Origin of the sequence: Actinorhabdospora filicis (assembly GCF_030269765.1) — a bacterium.
Classification (GTDB): Bacteria; Actinomycetota; Actinomycetes; order Mycobacteriales; family Micromonosporaceae; genus Actinorhabdospora; species Actinorhabdospora filicis.
Genome location: NZ_BSTX01000002.1, coordinates 1,349,002 through 1,370,300, shown reverse-complemented (window position 1 = coordinate 1,370,300; position 21,299 = coordinate 1,349,002). Strand labels below are relative to the sequence as shown.

Sequence of the window (21,299 nt, the reverse complement as noted above, 5' to 3'; positions counted from 1 at the left end):
GTGTCAGGGGGGTGGGTCGCCCCAGGAGGCTTTGACCTCGCGGTAGGGGAGGACCTTGATGCGCACGCCTTCGCGCAGGTAGCCGGCCAGGACGAGGGCGCGGCGGTCGTCGGCGAGGACGTGGACGCAGCCGTGGGAGTAGGACAGCGCGTTGGTGCGCAGGACGGCTCCGGCGTCGTCGGTGTCGGGGGTGGTGTGCAGGAAGACGCCGGGGGAGCCTTCCAGGAGCTGCGCGGCGGAGCCGAAGTCGTTCAGGATCCACTCGGCGGGCAGTGGGCGGAGGGGGCCGCCGGCCTTGGCGGCGTCGTACTCCTTCTTCAGGACCGCCCGTTCGCCGCCGGCGGCCCATTCGAGGGCGATCTGGGTGAGCGTGGCGTCCAACCGGACGGTGTCGGGCACGAGCGGGATGGGCAGGGACCGCACCGAGTGCCAGCGGCCGTTCCGCTCGAATTCCACGTCCCCGCCGCGTTCGCGGAGGGGTGTGCCGTTGGCGAGCTGGGAGTTCTTCCACACTCGCGACAGGTGGGCGCGGTCGGGGCCGAGCCGGTAGGTGCCGGGGGCGGTGGGGTCGGCGGTGTGGCCGTCGGCGGTGTAGGAGCGCCAGGGGCCGCCGCGCGCGGGGATGCGCCGCATGATCACGCCGTGCACGAAGACCGCGATCTCGCCCATCGGGAGCATCCGGCCGTCCTTCCAGGCCACCTCGGTGACGTAGGGATCGAAGACGAGCAGGACGTCGGCGGGGCGCGGGGCGGCGGCCTCGGCCATCTCGGCCTCCACGCGCGGCCGGTCGATCGCGGGGGTGTGGTCGAGGAGTTCGCCCAGGGCGGTCGCGGTGAGGTTCTCGTACACCGCGATCCGCTCGGCGGGCGGCAGGGCGCGCAGGGCCTTCCAGGCCGCGCCGTAGGCGAGGCGGCCGTCGAGGGCGGCGCGGACGGCGTCCAGCGCGCGCTGGCGGCGCAGCGCACGGCCGGTGGCGGCGTTGCCCGCCGCGCGCTGGAGCCACAGCGCGGGCGCGAGCCGGGGCGCCGCGGCGCGTGGCGACGCGGGCGTGAGCGCGTCCGGCCGCGGCGGACGGCGTGCGTGCATGATCGGCCCCCTCGCTTACAGGGTGCCGGGGCGAGCGGGGCCGTGTGCCCGGATCGGGCCAACCGGGCGGGGCGGGAATCCGCCGTTACGCCGTGGGCGTATCGGCTCGCCTTCACCCGGTCCGGCCGCCTAGGTTCGGGCCATGACCCTCATCTCCGTGAACGGCACCCGCCTCTACGTCGACGCGCGCGGGCCCGAAGACGGCGTCCCGGTGGTGTTCGTGCACGGCGGTCCCGGCATGAGCTGCCACCCCTTCATGAGCGCCCAGGGCGACGCGCTCGCCTCGCGTGGCCTGCGGATCATCGGCGTCGACCAGCGCGGCCTCTTCCGTTCCGATGAGCTCCCGGCCGACGCCGAGATCACCATCGAGGCGATCATCGGCGACTTCGAGGCCCTGCGGGAGGCGCTCGGGCTGGACGGCTGGGGCGTCATCGGCCATTCCTTCGGTGGCTGGCTCGCCACCCACTACGCCGTGGCGCATCCGGGGCGGGTGCGCTCGGTGCTCTTCGACTCGCCCGGCTGGGACCAGGACATCGCCGGGCGGCACCGGCTCGCCATCATCGCCGAGATCCTCGACGGCCGGGGCGACGAGGAGGGCGCGACGCGGGCGCGGCGGCTGATGATGAAGCCGGAGCGGCTGGCTCTCGCCGACGACGTGCACGGGCAGATCGCGGCCCTGGGCGAGGACGCGTGGCGGATGACCTTCGCCACCCGTGAGGCCTCCGACGCCTTCGACGCCGCACAGGCCGAGGTCCCCGAGGACGCCTGGCGCTGGGAGCGGCACCTGCACCTGCGCGCGCGGTCCTTCGAGCCGGCGCTGCCGCTGCTGGAGAAGCTGACGATGCCCACGATGCTGCTGCACGGGCGCCACGACCCCGTCGTCCCGCCCGCCGCGGTGGGCGCCTACCGGGCGGCCGTCGCCGAGCCGCGCGCCGTGCGGCTCGACGGCTCGGCGCACCTGCCGTTCGCGGAGGAGCCGGAGGCCTACACCGAAGCGGTGGCGGCCTTCTTCACGAAGGGCGCGTGAACTCGCCGTACCAGCGGCGCACCGGCGGCTCCTCGCCGTCCAGGTAGTCCTCGACCGTCACCGCCGTGAGGCCGTGAGCGGCGAAGGACGCCATCTCGGCCCGGGTCAGCGGCCACGGCATGCGGCCCGGGTCGCCGTCGTCCTCGCGGTGCCGGGCCAGGACCTGGAGGGTGCCGCCGGAGGCGACCAGGCCCGCCACGGCGGCGATGGCGCGCTCGCGGGCGCCGCCGGTGAGGACCTGCACGGTGAAGACCTCCACGACCAGGTCGAAGGACCACACCGAGGGCAGGTCCAGCAGGTCGGCGGCCAGGTAGTCGACCTTCGAGTCCGGGAACCGCTCCCGGGCGGCGGCCACGGCGGTGGGGGAGACGTCGAAGGCGGTCACCGACCAGCCCAGGGACGCCAGGAACTCCGCGTCGTCGCCCAGCCCGCAGCCGACCACCACGGCCCGGCCCGAACCGGGCCGGGCGCGTTCGACGAGGCCCGGGAACGGCGCCAGGTCCGCCCACGGGACGACCGCGCGCCCGTCCCGGGCGGCGGCGTAGAGCTCTTCGAACCAGCCGGTGTCGTCACCGGCTTCGAGGGAACGGGTGGCTAGATCGCGTGCGGTGGCGCGGAGCGCGTCGTCGGTCATGGGAGCGATCTTGCCCTAAGCGGGCACGGGGATGCGCCCCACGATCTCCCGCGCGATCGCCAGCGACGACGTCGCCGCCGGGGACGGCGCGTTCAGCACGTGCACCTGGCCCGGGGCGTCCACGATCAGGAAGTCGTCGACGAGGCTCCCGTCGCGCGCGATGGCCTGCGCGCGCACACCCGCGCCCGCGCGCACGATGTCCCCGGTGCCGATCTCGGGCACCAGCCGCGCCAGGCTCGCCGCGAACAGCCGCCGCGACAGCGACCGGCGCACCTCGCCCATGCCGTACCGCCAGTGCTTGCGCGCCAGCTTCCACAGGCCACCGTAACCGGCCGCCGAGGCCACGTCGGCGGGCCGGACCCGCGCCCACGTGTAACCCTCGCGGGCCAGCGCCAGGACCGCGTTGGGACCGGCGTGGACCGTCCCGTCGATCATTTTCGTCAGGTGCACCCCGAGGAACGGGAACTGCGGGTCCGGGACCGGGTAGATCAGCCCGTTCACCAGGCCCACGCGCTCCGGGCGCAACTCGTAGTATTCACCCCGGAACGGGATGATCCGGGCGGGCGGGCGCAGACCGGCCATCCGGGCGATCCGGTCGGAGTGCAGGCCCGCGCAGTTCACCAGCACGTCGGCGGGCACCTCCCCGCCGGTGGTCTCCACCACCACGCCCGAGCCGGACCGAGCGATACCCGTCACGCGCGTCCCCAGGCGGACCTCGCCGCCCTCCTTCACGATCAGCTCCGCCAGGGCCCGGCAGACCGCGCCGAAGTCGGTGATGCCGGTGCTCGCCACCCGCATCGCCCGCACACACGAGACGTGCGGCTCGAACTCGCGCGCCTCCTCCGGCGACAGCATCGTCACCGGCAGGCCATTGGCCACCGAGCGCTCGAACAGCGCGTCCAGGCGGGGAATCTCATCAGTGGAGGTCGCCACGATGAGTTTGCCGCAGATGTCGGTCGGGATACCGTGGTCGGAGCAGAACTCGACCATCGCGGCCGCCCCGGACTTGCACAGCCGCGCCTTGAGACTGCCGGGCTTGTAGTACACACCGGCGTGGATGACGCCCGAATTGTGGCCGGTCTGGTGAACGCCGACCGACACCTCTTTCTCCAGGACCGTCACCGACGAACCCGGACGGTCCAGCAGCAGACGGTGAGCCGTCGCCAGGCCCACGATCCCGCCACCAACCACGACGTAACGCGCCACACCAACTCCAGTCCACGACCAGGTGAATCCAGGTCGAACCTACCGCCGGAACGTAACCGGCCTTACACATCCCGGCCACGGGCCATCAAACCCGTGGACAACCAAGGGGTTTAAACTCCACGCGGTCTGAGGTCCTATCGTCAGGGGAGACATGTCAGAGATCATCGCCCTCGGTCAGCCGACAGTAGGGGAAGCCGAGATCGAGGCCGTCCGCGAGGTCTTCGCCTCCGGCTGGCTCGCCGGCAACGGCCCGACCTGCCGCAAGTTCGAGGAGCAGTTCGCCGCCGCCACCGGCACCGCGCACGCCCTCGCGCTGAACAGCTGCGGCGGAGCGCTCCACCTGGCGATGCTCGCCCTCGGCGTCAAGCCCGGCGACGAGGTCATCGTGGCCGACTACACCTTCCCCGCGACCGGCCACGCGGTGATGTGGACCGGCGCCAAGCCCGTCTTCGCCGACGTGCGCGCCGACACCTTCACCATCGACCCGCAGGCCGCGGCGTCCCTGGTCACCGACAAGACCGCCGGCATCATCGCCGTCGACCCCTTCGGCCTCCCCGCCGACTACGACGAGCTGCGCGCGATCGCCGACCGGCACGGGCTGTTCATCGTCCAGGACGCCGCCTGCTCCTCCGGCGCCACCTACAAGGGCGCCCCCGCCGGCGCCCAGGGCGACATGGCCACCTTCTCCTTCCACGGCCGCAAGGGCATCACCGCCGGTGAGGGCGGCGCCCTCGTCACCGACCGCGCCGACCTCGACGCCTACGCGCGCAAGATGCACTCCTACGGCATCGAAGGCGCCGTGACGCGCGCCGCCCTCAGCAACCTCCCCCTCCCCGTCTTCGACGAGGCGGGGTACAACTACCGCATGTCGGACGTCGCGGCCGCGATCATGATCGCCCAGCTCGATCGGCTCCCCGCCATCCTCGACGCCCGCGCCGCCGTCGCCAAGATGTACGGCGAGCTGCTCGGCGACTTCGAGCTGCTCACCCTCCCGCACGTCCCCGCCGACCGCACCCACCCCTGGCAGTCCTACGTCGTGACGCTCGCCAAGGGCGTCAACCGCGGCGAGGTCGCCATGAGCCTGCGCGACCGGGGCGTCCAGTGCACCTTCGGCACCTACGCCTCCCACCAGCAGCCCGTCTACGGCGAGCAGCCGGTCCTCCCGGTGTCGGCCGACCTCTTCGACCGCCACCTCGCCATCCCCATGCACGCCAACTTGACCGACGACCAGGTCGAGACCGTCGCGGCGACGCTGCGCGAGATCGTCACCACGGTCGCCTCGAAGAACTAGGACGAGACGCTCACCATGACTGACAAGAAGGTCTTCTTCACCGGCGGCGCCGGCTTCATCGGCATGCACGTCCTGCCGCTCCTCCTGGAGCGCGGCTACACCGTGCGGGTCTTCGACAACATGAGCCGCGGCGACCAGGCCGCGCTCGCCCCGTACCTGGAGTCCGGCAAGGTCGAGCTCGTCGTCGGCGACGTGCGCTACGGCGCGGCCGTCGCGGCGGCCATGCGCGGCTGCACGCACGTGATCCACTTCGCCACCGTGTCGATCAACAAGAGCGTCGCCGACCCGCACGAGTCGATCGACATCAACATGACCGGCAACAACAACGTGTTCGCCACCGCCGCCGACCTCGGCGTGAAGCGGCTGGTCTTCGCGTCCACCGCCTCGGTGTACGGCGACCCCGAGCGCCTGCCGATGCACGAGGACGACACGCTGCGCCCGCTCACCCCGTACTGCATCACCAAGCGCGCCGGTGAGGACCTCCTGGGCTTCTACCAGCGCACCAAGGGCCTGTCCTGGGTCGCCAACCGCTTCTTCAACGTGTACGGGCCGGGCCAGAAGCTCGACGCGTACTACACCTCGGTGATCAACACCTTCATCCAGCGCATCAAGTCCGGCCAGCCGCCGACGATCGACGGCAAGGGCGAGCAGTCGATGGACTTCGTGCACGTCACCGACCTGGCCAAGGCCGTCGTGGCGTCGCTGGAGTGCGAGGCGGAGAACTTCCCGGTCAACGTCGGCACCGGCGTGGACACCTCCATCGCGCAGCTGGCGAAGATCCTGATCCAGGCCATCGGCTCCGACGTCGAGCCGATCTTCCGCCCGCGCGACGTGCTGGTCTCCCGCCGCGCCGCCGACATCTCCCGCGCCAAGGAGCTGCTCGGCTGGGAGCCCACCATCACCGTCGAGGAGGGCATGTCCGCCCTGGTGGCCGAGGCCCTCGAAGCGTAAGTGAACACGGCCGGCCCGACGCGAAGGGAGCACCCGTGACCGCCGGGCTGCCCGACAACCCGTACAACCAGCACGCCTGGATCATCGGCGACCCCGTCATCGGCGAGGGCACCTGGATCGGGGCGTTCACCGTCGTGGACGGCTCCGGTGGCCTGACCATCGGAGCCGGCTGCGACATCTCCTGCGGGGTGCACATCTACACGCACTCCACCGCGCGCCGCTGCGTCACCGGCCGCGAGTATCCCGACATCGACCGCGCGCCGGTCGTCATCGGCGATCACGTCTTCATCGGCGCCAACGCCGTCATCAACATGGGCGTCACGATCGGCGACAACGCCGTCATCGGCGCCGGAGCCGTCGTGACGCGCGACGTCCCGCCACGTACCGTGGTGGCGGGCGTACCGGCACGACCCACCGCCACCGTCGAACTCGGTGGCGCCACCGTGCGCTTCGTCCCCCTGGCGGACGAGGCCCCGCACGCCCCCTGACCGGGCCATTGGCCTTCGAGCGAGGAACACTCAAGTGCGTATCGCGGTCGTGAACAACTTCTTCCCGCCCCGCACCGGCGGCAGCGCCCACCTGTCGGAGTCACTGGCCAAGGGGTACGCGGCCAGAGGCCACGACGTCCTCGTCATCGCCGCCGCCTACGGCGGGGCCCCCGCGGTCGAGGAGCGCGACGGCATCCGCATCGTGCGCCTGCCGTCCTGGCAGCTTCCCCAGACGCGCCTGGCGGTCTCCTTCGACATCCTCTTCGCCACCCGCCCCGGGATCTGGCGGCGTGTGAAGAAGGTCCTCGGCGAGTTCCGGCCCGACGTCGTCCACCAGCACGGGCAGTTCTTCGACCTGACCTGGGCGACCGGCCTGTGGGCGCGGAAGAAGAAGGTCCCCACCCTCCTGTCGGTGCACACCCGCCTGGAGAACCCGCAGGCCAGCTACCACGGCGTGTTCCGGGCCCTGGACGCCATGATGGTCCGCCCGCCGATGAAGCTGCACAAGCCGCGCCTGGTGGTCATGGACGTCCTCATGGACGAGTACATCAAGGCCCGCTACAAGAAGGCCTACGCCGGTCTCGACTACATCCCCGTCGGCGTCGAACCCGACTGGACCCTCGGCGGCGACCCCGCCCTCGTCCGCGAACGCCACGGCCTCGGCGACGCGCCCCTGATCCTGTCGATCGGGCACGTCATCCCACTGCGGGACCGCGTGACGCTGGTAGAGTCCCTCCCGAAGGTCCTGGCGGAGTTCCCCGACGCGAAGCTCCTCGTCGTCGGCCGCACCTACTTCGACGCCTACCAGAAGCGCGCCCAGCAGCTCGGCGTCACCCACGCCATCGTCGAGGTCGGCGTGGTGCCCAAGAGCGACATCCCGCACTACCTCGCGGCCGCCTCCGTGGAGTCCCACGAGCAGGGCTTCGGGCTCGGCACCGCGACCCTGGAGGCGATGGCGGCGGGCGTGCCCGTGGTCGCCCCCGCCCGCGCGGACAACTTCCCCGGGATCGACCTGGTCGACGGCGGCAACATCTGGCTCACGCCGCTGGGTGACTCCGACGCGATGGCCGACAATATCATCGCCGTCCTGCGCGACCCCGCGCACGCGAAAGAGGTCGCGCTGGCCGGGCAGGCGCTGATCCGGGAGCACTTCACGATGGACCGGGTGCTGGACAAGCACCTGGAGGTATTGGGGCGGCTCGCGGGGGAGTAGGGCGGGCGGTCTGCGCTCGCCATGCCGGCTGTGTCCGTGGAGGCGGGCGCGTGGCTCGCGGGGCTTCGGGCGCGCCCGGCCACGCTGCTTCGTGCCGCACACACGTGGCTTGTGGTGGAGATGGCCCGGGCTGGTTCGGGGAGCGGGGTGTCGGTGGACGGTGGTGGGTGCGCACGGCGAGTGGTGAACCGGCCGGGCTTCTGCGGCCGGGCCGCAAGGGCGGGCTCGGGCCGGTGATGTACGCGCTGGTTCGCACTCGCCTGACCCGGTGCGCCGACCCAGTTCACCCACCTGCTTTAGCCACCCACCCGCCTTGCCACATGCCACCACATGCCGCACACACGTGGCTCGTGGTGGAGACGGCCCGGGCTGGTTCGGGGAGCGGGGTGTCGGTGGACGGTGGTGCGTGCTCACGGCGGCTGGTGAACCGGCCGGGCTTCTGCGGCCAGGCCGCAAGGGCGGGCTCGGGCCGGTGACGCACGCATCGGTTCGCGCCCGCCTCACCCACCCAGCCACACACCGGGTTCACCACCCCTCCTCACCCACACCCACCTCACCCACACCCACCTCACCCTCCCCATCTCGCGCTGGAAGCGACGCGGCGCGGGGATGGGCGAGCGTGGCGAGAACATGCCGCTGAGGCGTGACTTTCGCGTGGGTGGGATGCGGCGTCCCCGGTGACTTGTGCGCCGGGGCTGCGGCGTAGGTGCGGGACCGCCGTCCTGAGGCGCTCGCGGGCTTGCCCGGCCGTGACGCGTGTTGCGGCATGCGGGCTGGTGAAGCGTCGCCCCACCCGCCTGCCCGGCCGGGCAGGCCCGGCTCAGGTTGCGGGCTCGCCCGGCGGTGACGCGTGTTGCGGCACGCGGGCTGGTGAAGCATCGCCCACCCGCCCGGCCCGGCCCGGGTCGCGCACGTCCCACCGTCTCGCGTGCCGCCGCCGGGTGTGCCGTGTGCCGCAGTGCGTCCCGTCACCCGGCTTGCCGCCGTCCCGAACCACCCACCCCCGGCCACGCGAAAGGGCCGGTACCACCCGGTACCGGCCCTTCGTTCGCTCAGTTCGTTCGCGCAGTTCGTTTACGCTGTGCGCGCTCCCCGCCGGGTCAGGACCCGTCGAGCATCTGCGCCACGAGCTTGTGCGGGGCCAGGATCGATTCGCGCTCCTCGTCGATGTCGACGGTGCCGTCCAGCAGGCCGAGGAAGCGGTTCAGCTGGGCGACCAGGGGCTCGACGTTGGTCACCAGTTCGGGGATCTCGATGATCGTCTGCTGGCGGTAGCCGAGGCCGGACTCCATCTGGAGGTCGTTCGACACGTGCCGGTAGATCGTCACGTCGCGGCGCAGGAGGTCGATCTCGATGACGCGCTGGCGCTCGGTGATCGACAGGGTGCGGACCTTGCGGTGGCCGAGGCGGCTGGCCGAGCAGGTGGCCACCGAGCCGTTGGCGAAGGTCACCACGGCGTCGGCGACGTCCTCGGCGTCGGGCAGCGACGAGGGGTGGAACCGGCCGGTGCCGCCGGTGATGCCGGCGGCCTCGCCGCCGACGAGGCGCAGGCAGGCGTCCACGTCGTGGATGAGCAGGTCCCAGGCCACGCCGGTGCGGATGCGGGGCGCGTAGGGGCCGTGCCGGACGGCGGCCAGGTGGACGGGGTCCTCCACCATCGCCGCGACGGTGACGATGGCGGGGTTGAAGCGCTCCACGAAGCCGCACATGAGCGGGATGCGGTTCTTGGCGGCCACGTCGACCAGCTCGGCCGACTCCTCGTAGGTCGAGGTGACGGGCTTCTCCACCAGCAGCGGCAGCCCGGCCTCCAGGACCGGCGCGGCCAGCTTGTAGTGCAGGCTGGTGGGGGCGGCGATGACGACGGCGTCGATGCCGCTCACGTCGTCCAGGGACGGGGCCCAGGTGCCGCCGAAGCGGCCGGTGATGGCCTCACCGGTCTGCTGGACGGGGTCGACCACGAGGGCCAGTTCGGCGCGCTCCGACTGGGAGATGACCCGCGCGTGCAGGGATCCCATCGAGCCGGCGCCGATGAGGGCGATGCGGGGCGCCGCCATGTCAGGCCTCCATGATCGTGCGGACGGCCTCGACGATGGTGTCGAGGTCGGCTTCGGACAGGTACTGGTGCACCGGGAGCGACAGGCACTCGCGGGCGACGCGCTCGGCGACGGGCACGTCGGAGGCGATGACGCGCGGGTTGTCGCGGTAGCAGTCGTAGTCGAAGACGGTCTTCGGGTAGTACACGCCGGACCCGACGCCGCGCTCCAGGAGCTTGGCGGCCAGCTCGTCGCGGTTCACGGGGGCCTCGCCGGAGACGAGGACCGTGTACTGGTGCCACACGTGGGAGCGGCCGGGCAGCTCGGTCGGCAGGGTCAGGCCGGGGACGTCGGCGAGCCCGGCGGACAGGCGCGCGGCGTTGCTCTTGCGGGCCTTGACGACCTCGTCGTACAGGCCGATCTGGGGCAGCGCGATGGCGGCCTGGAGATCGGTGAGCCGGTAGTTGTGGCCGGCCATCTCGTACTGGTAGCGGGCGCGCATGCCCTGGTTGCGCAGGACGCGCAGCTTGTCGGCGAGGGCGGCGTCGGAGGTGGTGATCATCCCGCCTTCGCCCGTGGTGATGTTCTTCGTCCCGTACAGGGAGAAGCAGCCGATGCCGAAGGAGCCGGCGCCGCGCCCGTCGAAGGTGGCGCCGACGGCCTGCGCGGCGTCCTCGATGACGGCGAGGCCCTTCTCGGCGGCCAGCGCCGGGATGGCGGCCATGTCGGCGGTCTGCCCGTACAGGTGGACCGGCATGAGGACCTTCGTGCGGTCGGTGACCGCGCCGGCGAGGGCCTCGGCGGTGACGCAGAAGTCGGTGGCGTCGATGTCGGCGAAGCGGGCGGTGGCCCCGGCCTCCAGGATCGCGTTCAGGGTCGCGACGAACGTGAAGGGGCTGGTGATCACCTCGTCGCCGGGCTGGAGGTCCAGTGCCTGGACGGCGGCGACGAGGGCGGTGGTGCCGTTGTTCACGGCGATCGCGTGCTCGGCGCCGGTCAGCGCGGCGAAGGCCTCTTCGAGAGCCGCGACCTTCGGTCCGCTGGCCAGCATCCCGGACCGGATGACCTCGGTGACCAGCTCCTCGGTGCCCTCGGGCAACCGGACCGTCGACACAGGGATCACGCGTTTACTCCAACCAGTGGGGGGACCGTCATGTGGGAAAGCGAGGCCGACGGTACCAAACCGGCCCCCAGGTCAACGCGTCCCCGTATAGCGCTCACATGCTAGTGTCTCCTGTTCAAACCATTCCCATTCCGGCGTAACCTTGCACCCACTCGCCGGTCACGAACCCATGCGAGCCTGGGGCGGCTGAAAGGAGTGCGTCGGTGTCCGAACTCACCGCCGTGACCTCACCAGACATGGCAAAGACGGACCCACGCGAGAGGGAAAGCACCATCGACACTGAGAGTGCGGCCCCCGCGAAAGACGCCCCCGTGAGCCTTCTCGCACGCATCAAGTCGGTCGTCGCCAAGCCGCTCGTGGTCCATACCGTCCGGTACGGATTCATCGCGGCGGTGCTCCTCGCGGTCGGGTATTCGCTCTATTCCTCGTGGGACGACATCACCGCCTATCTCTTCCAGCTCGCCTGGCAGTCGGTGCTCCTGTCCTTCGCGGCGGTTTTCGCCGGGATGTACGCCAATGTCCTGGCCTGGCGGGTCATCGTGCGGTCCCTGGACAGCGAGGTGACGGTCGCCTCGGCGGCGCGCATCACCCTCCTGGGCAACCTCGCCAAGTACCTGCCCGGCTCGGTGTGGGCCTACGTGGCGCAGATGGAGCTCGGCAAGCGCGCCGGGATCCCCCGCGCGCGGGCGTTCGTGGCGTCCATCATCGCCGTGGGCCTCTCCACCACCGCCTCGCTGCTGATCGGCCTGTTCGGGCTGCCGTCGCTGCGGGCCACCGACGGCGGAGAGCCGTTCATGTGGGTGCTGCTGGCGCTGATCCCCGTCGCCCTGTTCTGCGCGCACCCCAAGGTCCTCACCCGCCTCATCGAGATCTTCCTGCGCGTCCTGCGCCGCCCGCCCCTCGGGCACCAGATCAGCTGGCGGACCGTGCTCACCGCAACCGCGCTGTCGGCGGTGGCGTTCGTGTGCTTCGGCGTGCACCTGTGGCTGCTGGCCAACGCGGCGACCGACCCGGGCCTCGACGGGCTGTTCCGCAGCGTCGGCTCCTTCTCCCTCGCGATGACCATCGGCATGCTCGTGGTGATCGCCCCCAGCGGACTCGGCGTCCGCGACGGCGTCATCACCGCCGCGCTCGCCCCGTTCGTCGGCCTGACCACGGCCGTGGCCATCGCCGCGATCTCCCGGGCGGTGTTCACCGTTGCCGATCTCGTCGCCGGTGGCGCCGCGGGGATCTCCACCGTGGCCGAGCTCCGCAAGCACAAGACCGAGGCGAAGGGCTAGAGACGCACCCATGCTGACCGAACTCCGGTCGGCGGGTGCGAACGCGCCCTCCGACAAGTCCGTGCACCCGCGCCGCGACCCGGCGCGGTTCCTGCTTTTCCTGGCCGGCTCCTGGGCCCTGGCCGTCGCCGCCCACCTCATCGGGCTGGACTGGCTGCTGCTGCCGGTGATCTGGCTGGGCACCGCCTCGCTGCTGCGCATCGGGACGACGCTCCTCGACCGGCTCGTGCCCGCCCTCGGGCTCGTCGCCGGTCTCCTCATCATCGGCGGCTACGTCACCACGCTGTGGCCGTGGGGGCTGGCGCCGGTGCCCATCGGGGGAGCCGCGCTCACGATCCTCGTGGTGGCGTCGTACCTGACCGGGCGGCGCCCGCAGATGCCGCGGCGGGTCACACCCACCGACGTCACCATGACCGCCGGGGGCGTCCTGGCCGGACTGCTGGCCGCCAAGCCGACCATGGCCACCACCGGCCTGGGCTGGGCCGCCTACGCCGGCATCACCGGCGACCGGCTGCGCCAGTTCAACCTCTTCGACACCATCCGCGTCCTGGGCGGATACCCGGCCGTGCAGCCCCACGAGGCCGCGCCGATGCTGGAGTCGAGCATGCTCCCGGCCTACCCCGCCGGGATGCACTACGTGTACGCCGTCATCGACTCGTTCATGACCGGCACCACCGACCCCGGCCGGTCGCTGGACGCCCTCCAGCGCTACCACTGGTACGTCCTCATCTCCTACGCCGTGTTCGCCGTGACCGTCGCCTGGGCCGCCCGGTACCTCGCGCCCGGCCTCGCCGCGTGGAAGCAGATGCTGGCCACGACGACGATCCTGCTGTTCCTGGCCACCGGCATCTACACCACCGGCCTGTGGGAGGGCTTCGACGCGCAGACCGCCGGGATGCTGTTCCTGGCGCTGCTGGTCGCCGTCCTGGCCCGGCCCACCAAGTCCGTCGGCGAGCAGCTGCTCCTGGCCGGCGCGCTCACCGTGGCCGTCGCGCACACCTACACCCTCTACGCGGTGTTCGCCGCGATCGCGGTCCTGGCCGCGCTGGCGATCCAGTGGCGGCGGCTGAAACGCCACCCGCGGATGCTCATCGCCGCCGCGGTGTTCTTCGGCGCCGCCGCGTCCCTCCAGGTCGTCATCCCCGCCCTCCAGGGCTTCGAGGCCAGCGACCACGTCAACGCCACCGGCTTCATCATCGTGATGCCCCGGACCCTGGCCTTCGCGCTGCTGGCGCTGGCCGCCGTCGCGCTCGTGCGCCGCGGGCTCACTCGCAGCCCGCGCCTGCGGGTCCTGGCGATCACCAACATCGCCGGGCTGCTGTTCGCCATCGGCCTGTGGATCTACAACGTGGCGTTCATCGGGACCGGCTCCTACTACTTCGAGAAGGTCGTCTACGCCCTCGCCATCGTCAACCTGGTGACCTGCGCGGGCGCGCTCGCGCACGTCAAACCACGGCTGCGCCTGCCCGTCCACCCCGGCGTCACCGCCGTGGCGATGGTGCTGCTGGCCGCCGTCATCACCGGGACCATCCCCAGTGGCCCCGCCAAGTACAACCACGCCGAGCATCAGCCGGGGCCCGACACCAACTGGGTCAGCGTCTACGGGTCCGGCACCATCTACGCCGGGTTCACCCCCGCGCTCACCTGGCTGGCGCAGCGCGGCCTCGTCGGCGACGGTGTCCCCACCCAGATCGTGTTCAGCTCCAGCGGCGTGGCCAACCAGCAACTGACGCTGGTCACCTCGATCCTCAACCGCAACATCGGTGGCCTCTACCGCCAGATCTACGGCGTGGAGCTCACCGGACTGCGCGGCCACGAACCCGGCGACAAGCTCGACGCCACCACGCAGACCAGCCTCGACCTGTACAAACTCGTCTGCACCGAGAGCAAGGTGCCCCTGCGGGTCATCACCAACGACCCCGGCACCGCCGCCATCCTGCGCGAATTCGCCGCCACCAACCCTGGCGCGGGCCTCACCGTCATCCTCGCCGAGGACCTTCCCGGGGAAGGACCACCACCCACCACCTGATTCCGGCGTCTAGGCTTCCAACATGACCGTTCGCCGCATCATGGGCACCGAAGTCGAATACGGCATCTCAGTGCCAGGACAGCCGGGCGCCAACCCCATGGTGACCTCCAGCCAGATCGTGAACGCCTACGGAGCCCGCCCCGAGCTCGCCAAGGGCGGGCGGGCCCGCTGGGACTACGAGGAAGAGTCGCCCCTGCGTGACGCGCGGGGCTTCACCTACACCGGGGCCATGTACGACCCCGCCGAGACCCTCGCCGACGAAGACCTCGGCCTGGCGAACGTCATCCTGACCAACGGCGCTCGCCTGTACGTCGACCACGCCCACCCCGAGTACTCCACGCCCGAGGTCACCAACCCCCGCGACCTGGTCCTGTGGGACAAGGCCGGCGAGCGCGTGATGGCCGAGGCGGCGCGGCGGGCCGCCACCGTCCCGGGCCACCAGCCGATCAACCTGTACAAGAACAACACCGACAACAAGGGCGCCAGCTACGGCGCGCATGAGAACTACCTCATGAGCCGCTCGACGCCCTTCGCCGACATCGTCGCGTACCTGACGCCGTTCTTCGTCACCCGCAACGTGGTCACCGGCGCCGGGCGCGTCGGCATCGGGCCCGACGGGTCCCGCGCGGGTTTCCAGCTGTCGCAGCGCGCCGACTACTTCGAGGTCGAGGTCGGCCTGGAGACGACGCTGAAGCGGCCCATCATCAACACCCGCGACGAGCCGCACGCCGACGCCGACAAGTACCGGCGCCTGCACGTCATCATCGGTGACGCCAACCTCTCCGAGATCTCCACCTTCCTGAAGATGGGCACGACCTCGCTGATCCTGGCGATGATCGAGGACAAGGCCCTCACCGGCGATCTCGGCATCGCCGACCCCGTCGCCGAGCTGAAGGCCATCAGCCACGACCCGACCCTCACGCACAAGGTGCGCCTGCGCGACGGGCGCCGCATGACGGCCGTGCAGGTCCAGTGGGAGTACTTCCGCCGCGCCAAGGCCTACGTGGAGGACCGCTGGGGCCAGGACGCAGACGAGGTCACCCGGGACGTCCTCGCGCGCTGGGAGAGCGTCCTGGACCGGCTGGAGCGCGACCCGATGCTGCTGGCCGAGGAGCTGGACTGGGTCGCCAAGTACCGCATCCTCAAGGGTTACCGCGACCGCGAGGGCCTGGGCTGGGAGCACCCGAAGCTGCACCTGGTCGACCTGCAGTACTCCGACGTGCGTCCCGGCAAGGGCCTCTACAACCGGCTCGTCGCGCGCGGCGCCATGCGGACCCTGTTCACCGAGGACGAGATCCGCGCCGCGATGGGCGAGCCGCCCAAGGACACCCGCGCCTACTTCCGCGGGCGCTGCCTGTCGAAGTACGGCACCGAGGTCGTCGCCGCGTCGTGGGACTCGGTCATCTTCGACGTCGGCAGCGAATCGCTCATCCGCGTGCCGATGATGGAGCCCGAGAAGGGCACCGAGGCGCACGTGGGCGCGCTGTTCGACCGGTGCGCCTCGGCCAAGGACCTGCTCGACATCATCACCGGCGGAAGGTGAGCGCGGTCCACCCGTGACTCGCGTTCACCTGACACGGATTGGACAATGTGGACCGGCGTCCGCCGCGTGCGGACGCCGGATCTTCGCGGTACGGTTCAGAGCACACGGTTAGCACACCAGTACACAGCCGTTACTGTGAGCTACCCCGAAACAGGACATGAGGTGATGGCGATGGCGACCAAGGACAGTGGGGGACAGTCGCAGTCCTCCCGTTCGCGCCAGGAGTCCGAGATCGACGAGACCCCGCCGCCGGAGGCCAACCCGGAGGTGCAGGCCCGTCACGAGGAGCTCACCGAGGAGGTCGACGACCTTCTCGACGAGATCGACGCCGCGCTGGAGAGCAACGCGTCGGAGTTCGTGCGGTCGTTCGTCCAGAAGGGCGGCGAGTAGCCGCTCGTCCCTTCGGGCGGGTGGCCGGGTGACAACACGAGAGGGGGGCGGTTGAGCGGGGAACGACCGGCGGGCACGGCCCTCCGGAGCAACAGAACCCAGCCGACGGCAACGGGGACGGGCGGAGACCACCGGGCGCGAGCGCGGAGTCGCCGCCCTTCACCGTGCCCGCCCCTCCTCCGGGAGGCGCGCCGCGTGGGGGAGAGACGACGCGCGGCGCGACCTTCAGTATCTTTGGCGTGCCGTACCGTACGCCGAACGGACGCAGACCGAGTGACAGGAAGAGGGAGCCCGTGACCACTGGAGCAGACTTCCCGGGACGGATGCCGGCGGCCTTCACCGCGACCGGCTCGTCCTCGTTCGCCGAGTTCCTCCAGGCCGCCGCGCCCGAGCTGCTGCCCGGTCGCCGCGCCCTCCCCCCGGGGGCCCTCGACGGCGCGCAGCCGCATGCCACCACCATCGTCGCCCTCGCCTTCGACGGCGGCGTCATCATGGCCGGCGACCGTCGCGCGACCCAGGGCAACCTGATCGCCAGCCGCGACATCGAGAAGGTCTACCCGTCCGACTCCTACTCGCTGGTCGGCATCGCCGGCGCGGCGGGCATCGGCATCGAGATGGCGAAGCTGTTCCAGGTCGAGCTGGAGCACTTCGAGAAGATCGAGGGCACCCCGATGTCGCTGCGGGGCAAGGCCAACCGCCTGGCGACCCTGGTGCGCGGCAACCTCGGCGCGGCCATGCAGGGCCTGGCCGTGGTCCCGCTGTTCGCCGGTTTCGACCTCGACGCGGTCGAGCCCGCCACCGTGGGCCGCATCTTCAGCTACGACGTGGCCGGCGGCCTCTACGAGGAGCGCGAGTACGACGGCATCGGCTCCGGCTCGCTGTTCGCGCGCTCGGCGCTCAAGAAGCTCTACCGGCCCGGCGCCGACGCGCGCAGCGCGCTCCGCTGGGCCGTCGAGGCGCTGTACGACGCCGCCGACGAGGACAGCGCGACGGGTGGGCCCGACCTCACCCGCGGCCTGTTCCCGGTGGTGATGACGGCGACCGCGGAAGGGACCGAGCGGATCGGCGACGACGACATCGCCGCCATCGCCCGTGAGGTCATCGCCGAGCGCACCGAGCGTCCCGGCCGTTAGTCGTTGTCCGGTAGTTGAAGGGAGACCGCCGTCGTGGCCATGCAGTTCTACACCTCGCCCGAACAGATCATGCGGGACCGCTCGGAGTACGCCCGCAAGGGCATCTCGCGCGGCCGCAGCGTCGTCGTCCTCAGTTACGCCGGAGGCGTGCTGTTCGTGGCCGAGAACCTCTCGACCGCGCTGCACAAGATCAGCGAGATCTACGACCGGATCGGTTTCGCCGCCGTCGGCCGCTACAACGAGTTCGAGAACCTCCGCGCGGCCGGTGTGCGCATGGCCGACCTGCGCGGCTACGCCTACGACCGCCGGGACGTGACGGCCTGGCCCCTGGCGAACGTGTTCGCGCAGAGCCTGGGCGCCATCTTCACCGAGCAGACCAAGCCCTTCGAGGTCGAGGTGTGCGTGGCGGGCGTCGGCGAGACCCCCGAGGACGACGAGCTGTACCGCCTGACCTACGACGGCTCGATCAACGACGAGCCGGGCTTCGTGGCGATGGGCGGCCTGGCCGAGCAGATCGGCTCCGTGGTCCGCGAGTCCTATGAGGCCGGTGCCGACCTGGCGACCGCGCTCGCCCTGGCAGTGAAGGCCCTGGGCAGCGTCGGCGGCGAGGGCGGCGCGGCGCGCGAACTGAAGGCCGGTCAGCTGGAGGTCGCCATCCTCGACCGCGGCAAGCCGGGCCGGACGTTCCGGCGCATCCGGGGCGCCGCGCTGGAGGCGCTGCTCCCGGCTGAGCCTCCGGTGGAGGAGACGCCCGACGAGGACGAGGTCGACGTCCCGCTCGACGAGATCATCGACGGTGAGACCGGCGGCGACGAGAAGAAGGACGGCGACGCCTGATCCGGCGGTCCCCTTCGGACCGTGAGATCGTCCGATGCGGGCGGTGGGCACCGTGTGCTCACCGCCCGTGTTGTGTTCACCGTAGGTGATGGCGCGTAAAAACTGTCGGTATCGACAGTGTGGACTGTCGGCTTCGACCGGTAGTGTCGTCCCATGGACAGGCGGATTTTCGGTCTGGAGACCGAGTACGGTGTGACCTGTACGTTCCGTGGACAACGGCGGCTCTCGCCCGACGAGGTGGCGCGTTACCTCTTCCGTCGGGTGGTCAGCTGGGGCCGCTCCAGCAACGTGTTCCTGCGCAATGGGGCCCGCCTTTATCTCGACGTCGGCTCCCATCCCGAGTACGCCACGCCCGAATGCGACTCGGTGACCGAGCTGGTGCGGCACGACCGGGCCGGCGAGCGCATCCTAGAGGGTCTGCTGATCGACGCCGAGCGGCGCCTGCACGACGAGGGCATCGCCGGTGACATCTACTTGTTCAAGAACAACACCGACTCGGCCGGAAACTCCTACGGCTGCCATGAGAACTTCCTGGTCTCCCGGCACGGCGAGTTCGGGCGGCTGGCCGACATCCTGATCCCGTTCCTGGTGACCCGGCAGTTGATCTGCGGTGCCGGGAAGGTCCTCCAGACGCCCCGGGGCGCGGTGTACTGCCTGTCGCAGCGCGCCGAGCACATCTGGGAGGGGGTGTCCTCGGCGACGACGCGGTCGCGGCCGATCATCAACACCCGCGACGAGCCGCACGCCGACGCCGAGCGCTACCGCCGCCTGCACGTCATCGTCGGCGACTCCAACATGAACGAGGTGACCACCTTCTTGAAGGTGGGCAGCGCCGACCTGGTCCTGCGGATGATCGAGGCGGGCGTGGCGATGCGGGACCTGACCCTGGAGAACCCGATCCGGGCGATCCGCGAGGTCTCCCACGACATCACCGGCCAGCGCAAGGTCCGCCTGGCCAACGGCCGTGAGGCCAGCGCGCTGCAGATCCAGCAGGAGTACCTGGCCAAGGCCGCCGACTTCGTGGAGCGCCGTGGCGGCGACGAGGTCGCCAAGCGTGTCGTGGAGCTGTGGGGCCGGGTCCTGGAGGCCATCGAGAGCGACAACCTGGGCGCGGTCGAACGTGAGGTCGACTGGATCGCCAAGCTGAAGCTCATCGAGCGCTACCGCGCCAAGAACGGCGACATGCCGATGTCCTCGCCGCGGGTGGCGCAGCTCGACCTCGCCTACCACGACGTGCGGCGCGGCCGGGGCCTGTACTACCTGATGGAGCGGCGCGGGCTGGTCGACCGGATCGCCGGTGACGTGGAGATCTTCGAGGCCAAGGAGCGTCCGCCGCAGACCACCCGGGCGCGGCTGCGCGGCGAGTTCATCCGCCGCGCGCAGGAGCGCCGCCGTGATTTCACCGTCGACTGGGTGCACCTGAAACTGAACGATCAGGCGCAGCGCACCGTGCTGTGCAAGGATCCGTTCCGTTCTCGTGATGAGCGTGTGGATAAGCTCATCGCCGGTATGTGACGCGCATGACGTGAGGGCGGTGGTTTCCAGTGGCGACGAAGTCTGCCGGTGACGACGAGGTGACCCCGGACGAGGCCGTGGTGACGGCCGAGGGGAAGCCCGCCGAGCCGGAGGCCGGCGAGGACACCGCCACTGCGGAGACCGCCGAGCCCGAGGGCACGGCGCTGACGCCGGAGGCGCAGGCCGCCGCCGACGAGGTCCGCCGGCCCGTGAAGGGCCGGATGGGCCGCATGGAGCGTCGCCGCCAGAAGATCCGCGACGAGATCGAGCGCAACCGCCGGGGCGACTTCAAGGTCCCGACGTGGGTGCTGACGGTGGCCCTGATCGCGTTCGTCGCGGCTTGGGCGGCGCTGATCTTCTGGGCCTGACCGGCGCGCTGTTCACCGGCTCTGCTTACCGGGCCTCGCCACCTGTGGCGAGGCCCGCGGCGTACCGTCCGGCGGCGGCGCTGGTCAGGAAGTAGGCGTGGTCGGCGTCCAGGCCCCGGCCCATCGTCGACAGGCCCACCGGCAGCGCGCGGAGGGCGGCGTCCAGGCCCTCGGAGGCCACCCGCACCACCCGGTGCCGTCCGAGCGCGGGCAGCTGCTCGCGGACCCGGTCTTCGAGGTCTTTCGGGAGCTCGCCGGGCAGTACGAGGTCGGCGGGGGCGAGCGCGACGCGCCCGTAGGCGGTGAGGCTGTGGTGGGAGATGCCCAGGTGCCGGTCGCGGGCGTCGGCGTCGGACAGGCGCAGCGCGCCGACGGGCCGCCCGCCGAGGGCGGCGGTGGCGTTGACCGCCTCGCCGGTGCTGGTGCCGGAGAAGCCCCAGGTCGTGCCGGTGCCGAGGTTGCCGGGTCCCTGGGTCACGATGGCGACGTCGGCGCGCAGGGCGTGCCGGGCGGCCAGGAGGCCGGTGTGCACGTTGGTGGCTTCGAGGTCGCCGCCGAAGGTCTGCCCGGTGGTGACGGTGCCCGCCAGGAGCGGGGCGAGGCCGTCGAGGGTGCGGGAGAACCACGCGGGGAGCGCGCCTCCGTCGGTCATGACGTAGGCGACGCGCAGGTTCGGTCCGCCGGCGTGGACTCCGGCCAGGATCGCGGGGAGGGCCGAGTGCAGGTCGGCGGTGACGACGGGCATTCCGCCGATGTCGTCGGCGGTGGCCAGGGCGTCGCGGTGGGGGGAGGCCTCCTCGTCGGCGGCCAGGACCATCGTCTGCATGGGCGTGTACCGGGCCTTGACGACGTGGCCGGGGGTGGTCCGGTCCTCGGGGAGCGCGTCGGGGAGGGCGATGACGTGGGCGTAGCCGCCGGTGCCGAGCCCGGCTTTGAGGGCGTTGGTGTTGAGCAGGACGCGGTCGCCGACGGCGGGCGTCCCGATGAGCTCGGTGTAGGCGAGCGCCCGGACGGTCTCTGGATCGTCGGGGGTTCTGCGGTGGAGTTCCACCGTCAGCTCGCGCGCGCCGTTCCAGGCGCGTCCCAGTGCCGTCACCGTTCCGCTTCGCCACCGCACCACGAGGGGGAGGTTAGCAGGGCCACACGTTCGTA

19 protein-coding genes are annotated in these 21,299 nt (G+C 71.3%); 13 read left to right on the top strand and 6 right to left on the bottom strand.

The features are described from left to right. Positions 1 to 3: 3 nt before the first annotated feature. A complete protein-coding gene (locus tag QSK10_RS19225; RefSeq protein ID WP_285664233.1) occupies positions 4 to 1,086 on the bottom strand; it encodes a L,D-transpeptidase family protein in 1,083 nt (360 codons plus the stop codon). A gap of 142 nt (positions 1,087 to 1,228) precedes the next feature. Between QSK10_RS19225 and QSK10_RS19220 the strand changes: the two genes are divergently transcribed. Beyond that, a complete protein-coding gene (locus QSK10_RS19220) occupies positions 1,229 to 2,113 on the top strand; it encodes an alpha/beta fold hydrolase (RefSeq protein ID WP_285664232.1) in 885 nt (294 codons plus the stop codon). On the opposite strand, the gene QSK10_RS19215 is transcribed toward QSK10_RS19220, so the two are convergent. Further along, on the bottom strand, positions 2,097 to 2,747 hold the full coding sequence (locus QSK10_RS19215) for a class I SAM-dependent methyltransferase (RefSeq protein ID WP_285664231.1): 651 nt from the start codon (positions 2,745 to 2,747) through the stop codon (positions 2,097 to 2,099). The two genes, QSK10_RS19220 and QSK10_RS19215, sit on opposite strands and share 17 nt — an antisense overlap. A gap of 15 nt (positions 2,748 to 2,762) precedes the next feature. After that, positions 2,763 to 3,953 carry an L-2-hydroxyglutarate oxidase gene (gene lhgO / locus QSK10_RS19210; protein ID WP_285664230.1) on the bottom strand — a complete coding sequence of 397 codons (1,191 nt, stop codon included), beginning with the start codon at positions 3,951 to 3,953 and terminating at the stop codon, positions 2,763 to 2,765. A gap of 151 nt (positions 3,954 to 4,104) precedes the next feature. Between lhgO and QSK10_RS19205 the strand changes: the two genes are divergently transcribed. Genes QSK10_RS19205 through QSK10_RS19190 form a run of 4 tightly spaced genes read left to right on the top strand, consistent with a single transcriptional unit; the run spans position 4,105 to position 7,896 of the window. Next, on the top strand, positions 4,105 to 5,244 hold the full coding sequence (locus QSK10_RS19205) for a DegT/DnrJ/EryC1/StrS family aminotransferase (protein ID WP_285664229.1): 1,140 nt from the start codon (positions 4,105 to 4,107) through the stop codon (positions 5,242 to 5,244). A gap of 15 nt (positions 5,245 to 5,259) precedes the next feature. After that, a complete protein-coding gene (locus QSK10_RS19200) occupies positions 5,260 to 6,195 on the top strand; it encodes an NAD-dependent epimerase/dehydratase family protein (protein WP_285664228.1) in 936 nt (311 codons plus the stop codon). A gap of 35 nt (positions 6,196 to 6,230) precedes the next feature. Further along, positions 6,231 to 6,683, top strand: coding sequence for an acyltransferase (locus tag QSK10_RS34315; RefSeq protein WP_285664227.1), 453 nt, complete (start codon positions 6,231 to 6,233; stop codon positions 6,681 to 6,683). A 34-nt stretch (positions 6,684 to 6,717) separates the two neighbouring features. Continuing rightward, positions 6,718 to 7,896 carry a glycosyltransferase family 4 protein gene (locus QSK10_RS19190; protein ID WP_285664226.1) on the top strand — a complete coding sequence of 393 codons (1,179 nt, stop codon included), beginning with the start codon at positions 6,718 to 6,720 and terminating at the stop codon, positions 7,894 to 7,896. 1,100 nt (positions 7,897 to 8,996) lie between these two features. Here QSK10_RS19190 and QSK10_RS19185 read toward each other — a convergent pair. Both QSK10_RS19185 and QSK10_RS19180 read right to left on the bottom strand, forming a co-directional pair. Continuing rightward, a complete protein-coding gene (locus QSK10_RS19185; RefSeq protein WP_285664225.1) occupies positions 8,997 to 9,950 on the bottom strand; it encodes a Gfo/Idh/MocA family protein in 954 nt (317 codons plus the stop codon). 1 nt (position 9,951) lies between these two features. Continuing rightward, entirely contained in the window at positions 9,952 to 11,052 is a 1,101-nt protein-coding gene (locus tag QSK10_RS19180) for a DegT/DnrJ/EryC1/StrS family aminotransferase (RefSeq protein WP_285664224.1), read from the bottom strand. Positions 11,053 to 11,363: 311 nt separating this feature from the next. On the opposite strand from QSK10_RS19180, the gene QSK10_RS19175 reads away from it, so the two are divergent. From QSK10_RS19175 to QSK10_RS19140, 8 genes are all read left to right on the top strand, one after another. Continuing rightward, positions 11,364 to 12,332, top strand: coding sequence for a lysylphosphatidylglycerol synthase transmembrane domain-containing protein (locus tag QSK10_RS19175; protein ID WP_285664223.1), 969 nt, complete (start codon positions 11,364 to 11,366; stop codon positions 12,330 to 12,332). Between the two features lie 10 nt (positions 12,333 to 12,342). Continuing rightward, positions 12,343 to 14,361: a hypothetical protein gene (locus QSK10_RS19170; RefSeq protein ID WP_285664222.1), complete on the top strand. Its 2,019-nt coding sequence runs from the start codon at positions 12,343 to 12,345 to the stop codon at positions 14,359 to 14,361. A gap of 22 nt (positions 14,362 to 14,383) precedes the next feature. Then, positions 14,384 to 15,904: a depupylase/deamidase Dop gene (gene dop / locus QSK10_RS19165; RefSeq protein WP_349497695.1), complete on the top strand. Its 1,521-nt coding sequence runs from the start codon at positions 14,384 to 14,386 to the stop codon at positions 15,902 to 15,904. A gap of 171 nt (positions 15,905 to 16,075) precedes the next feature. Continuing rightward, the gene (locus QSK10_RS19160) at positions 16,076 to 16,294 is read left to right on the top strand and encodes a ubiquitin-like protein Pup (RefSeq protein ID WP_285664221.1); all 219 of its coding nucleotides are present in this window, start codon (positions 16,076 to 16,078) and stop codon (positions 16,292 to 16,294) included. Positions 16,295 to 16,617: 323 nt separating this feature from the next. Beyond that, positions 16,618 to 17,427 carry a proteasome subunit beta gene (gene prcB, locus QSK10_RS19155; protein WP_285664481.1) on the top strand — a complete coding sequence of 270 codons (810 nt, stop codon included), beginning with the start codon at positions 16,618 to 16,620 and terminating at the stop codon, positions 17,425 to 17,427. Positions 17,428 to 17,460: 33 nt separating this feature from the next. Next, entirely contained in the window at positions 17,461 to 18,264 is an 804-nt protein-coding gene (gene prcA / locus QSK10_RS19150) for a proteasome subunit alpha (RefSeq protein WP_349497694.1), read from the top strand. 153 nt (positions 18,265 to 18,417) lie between these two features. Beyond that, positions 18,418 to 19,779 (top strand): Pup--protein ligase, encoded by a 1,362-nt coding sequence (gene pafA, locus QSK10_RS19145; protein ID WP_285664220.1) that lies wholly within the window; start codon positions 18,418 to 18,420, stop codon positions 19,777 to 19,779. Between the two features lie 29 nt (positions 19,780 to 19,808). Further along, positions 19,809 to 20,147, top strand: coding sequence for a hypothetical protein (locus tag QSK10_RS19140; RefSeq protein WP_285664490.1), 339 nt, complete (start codon positions 19,809 to 19,811; stop codon positions 20,145 to 20,147). 25 nt (positions 20,148 to 20,172) lie between these two features. Here QSK10_RS19140 and QSK10_RS19135 read toward each other — a convergent pair whose 3' ends face one another. Continuing rightward, positions 20,173 to 21,267: a DUF3866 family protein gene (locus QSK10_RS19135; protein ID WP_285664219.1), complete on the bottom strand. Its 1,095-nt coding sequence runs from the start codon at positions 21,265 to 21,267 to the stop codon at positions 20,173 to 20,175. Between the last annotated feature and the right edge of the window lie 32 nt (positions 21,268 to 21,299).

Coding starts and splice junctions, on each gene's coding strand:
- QSK10_RS19225 (WP_285664233.1), bottom strand. CDS start 1,086: ATGCACGCACGCCGTCCGCCGCGGCCGGACGCGCTCACGCCCGCGTCG.
- QSK10_RS19220 (WP_285664232.1), top strand. CDS start 1,229: ATGACCCTCATCTCCGTGAACGGCACCCGCCTCTACGTCGACGCGCGC.
- QSK10_RS19215 (WP_285664231.1), bottom strand. CDS start 2,747: ATGACCGACGACGCGCTCCGCGCCACCGCACGCGATCTAGCCACCCGT.
- QSK10_RS19205 (WP_285664229.1), top strand. CDS start 4,105: ATGTCAGAGATCATCGCCCTCGGTCAGCCGACAGTAGGGGAAGCCGAG.
- QSK10_RS19200 (WP_285664228.1), top strand. CDS start 5,260: ATGACTGACAAGAAGGTCTTCTTCACCGGCGGCGCCGGCTTCATCGGC.
- QSK10_RS19185 (WP_285664225.1), bottom strand. CDS start 9,950: ATGGCGGCGCCCCGCATCGCCCTCATCGGCGCCGGCTCGATGGGATCC.
- QSK10_RS19170 (WP_285664222.1), top strand. CDS start 12,343: ATGCTGACCGAACTCCGGTCGGCGGGTGCGAACGCGCCCTCCGACAAG.
- dop (WP_349497695.1), top strand. CDS start 14,384: ATGACCGTTCGCCGCATCATGGGCACCGAAGTCGAATACGGCATCTCA.
- QSK10_RS19160 (WP_285664221.1), top strand. CDS start 16,076: ATGGCGACCAAGGACAGTGGGGGACAGTCGCAGTCCTCCCGTTCGCGC.
- prcB (WP_285664481.1), top strand. CDS start 16,618: ATGCCGGCGGCCTTCACCGCGACCGGCTCGTCCTCGTTCGCCGAGTTC.
- pafA (WP_285664220.1), top strand. CDS start 18,418: ATGGACAGGCGGATTTTCGGTCTGGAGACCGAGTACGGTGTGACCTGT.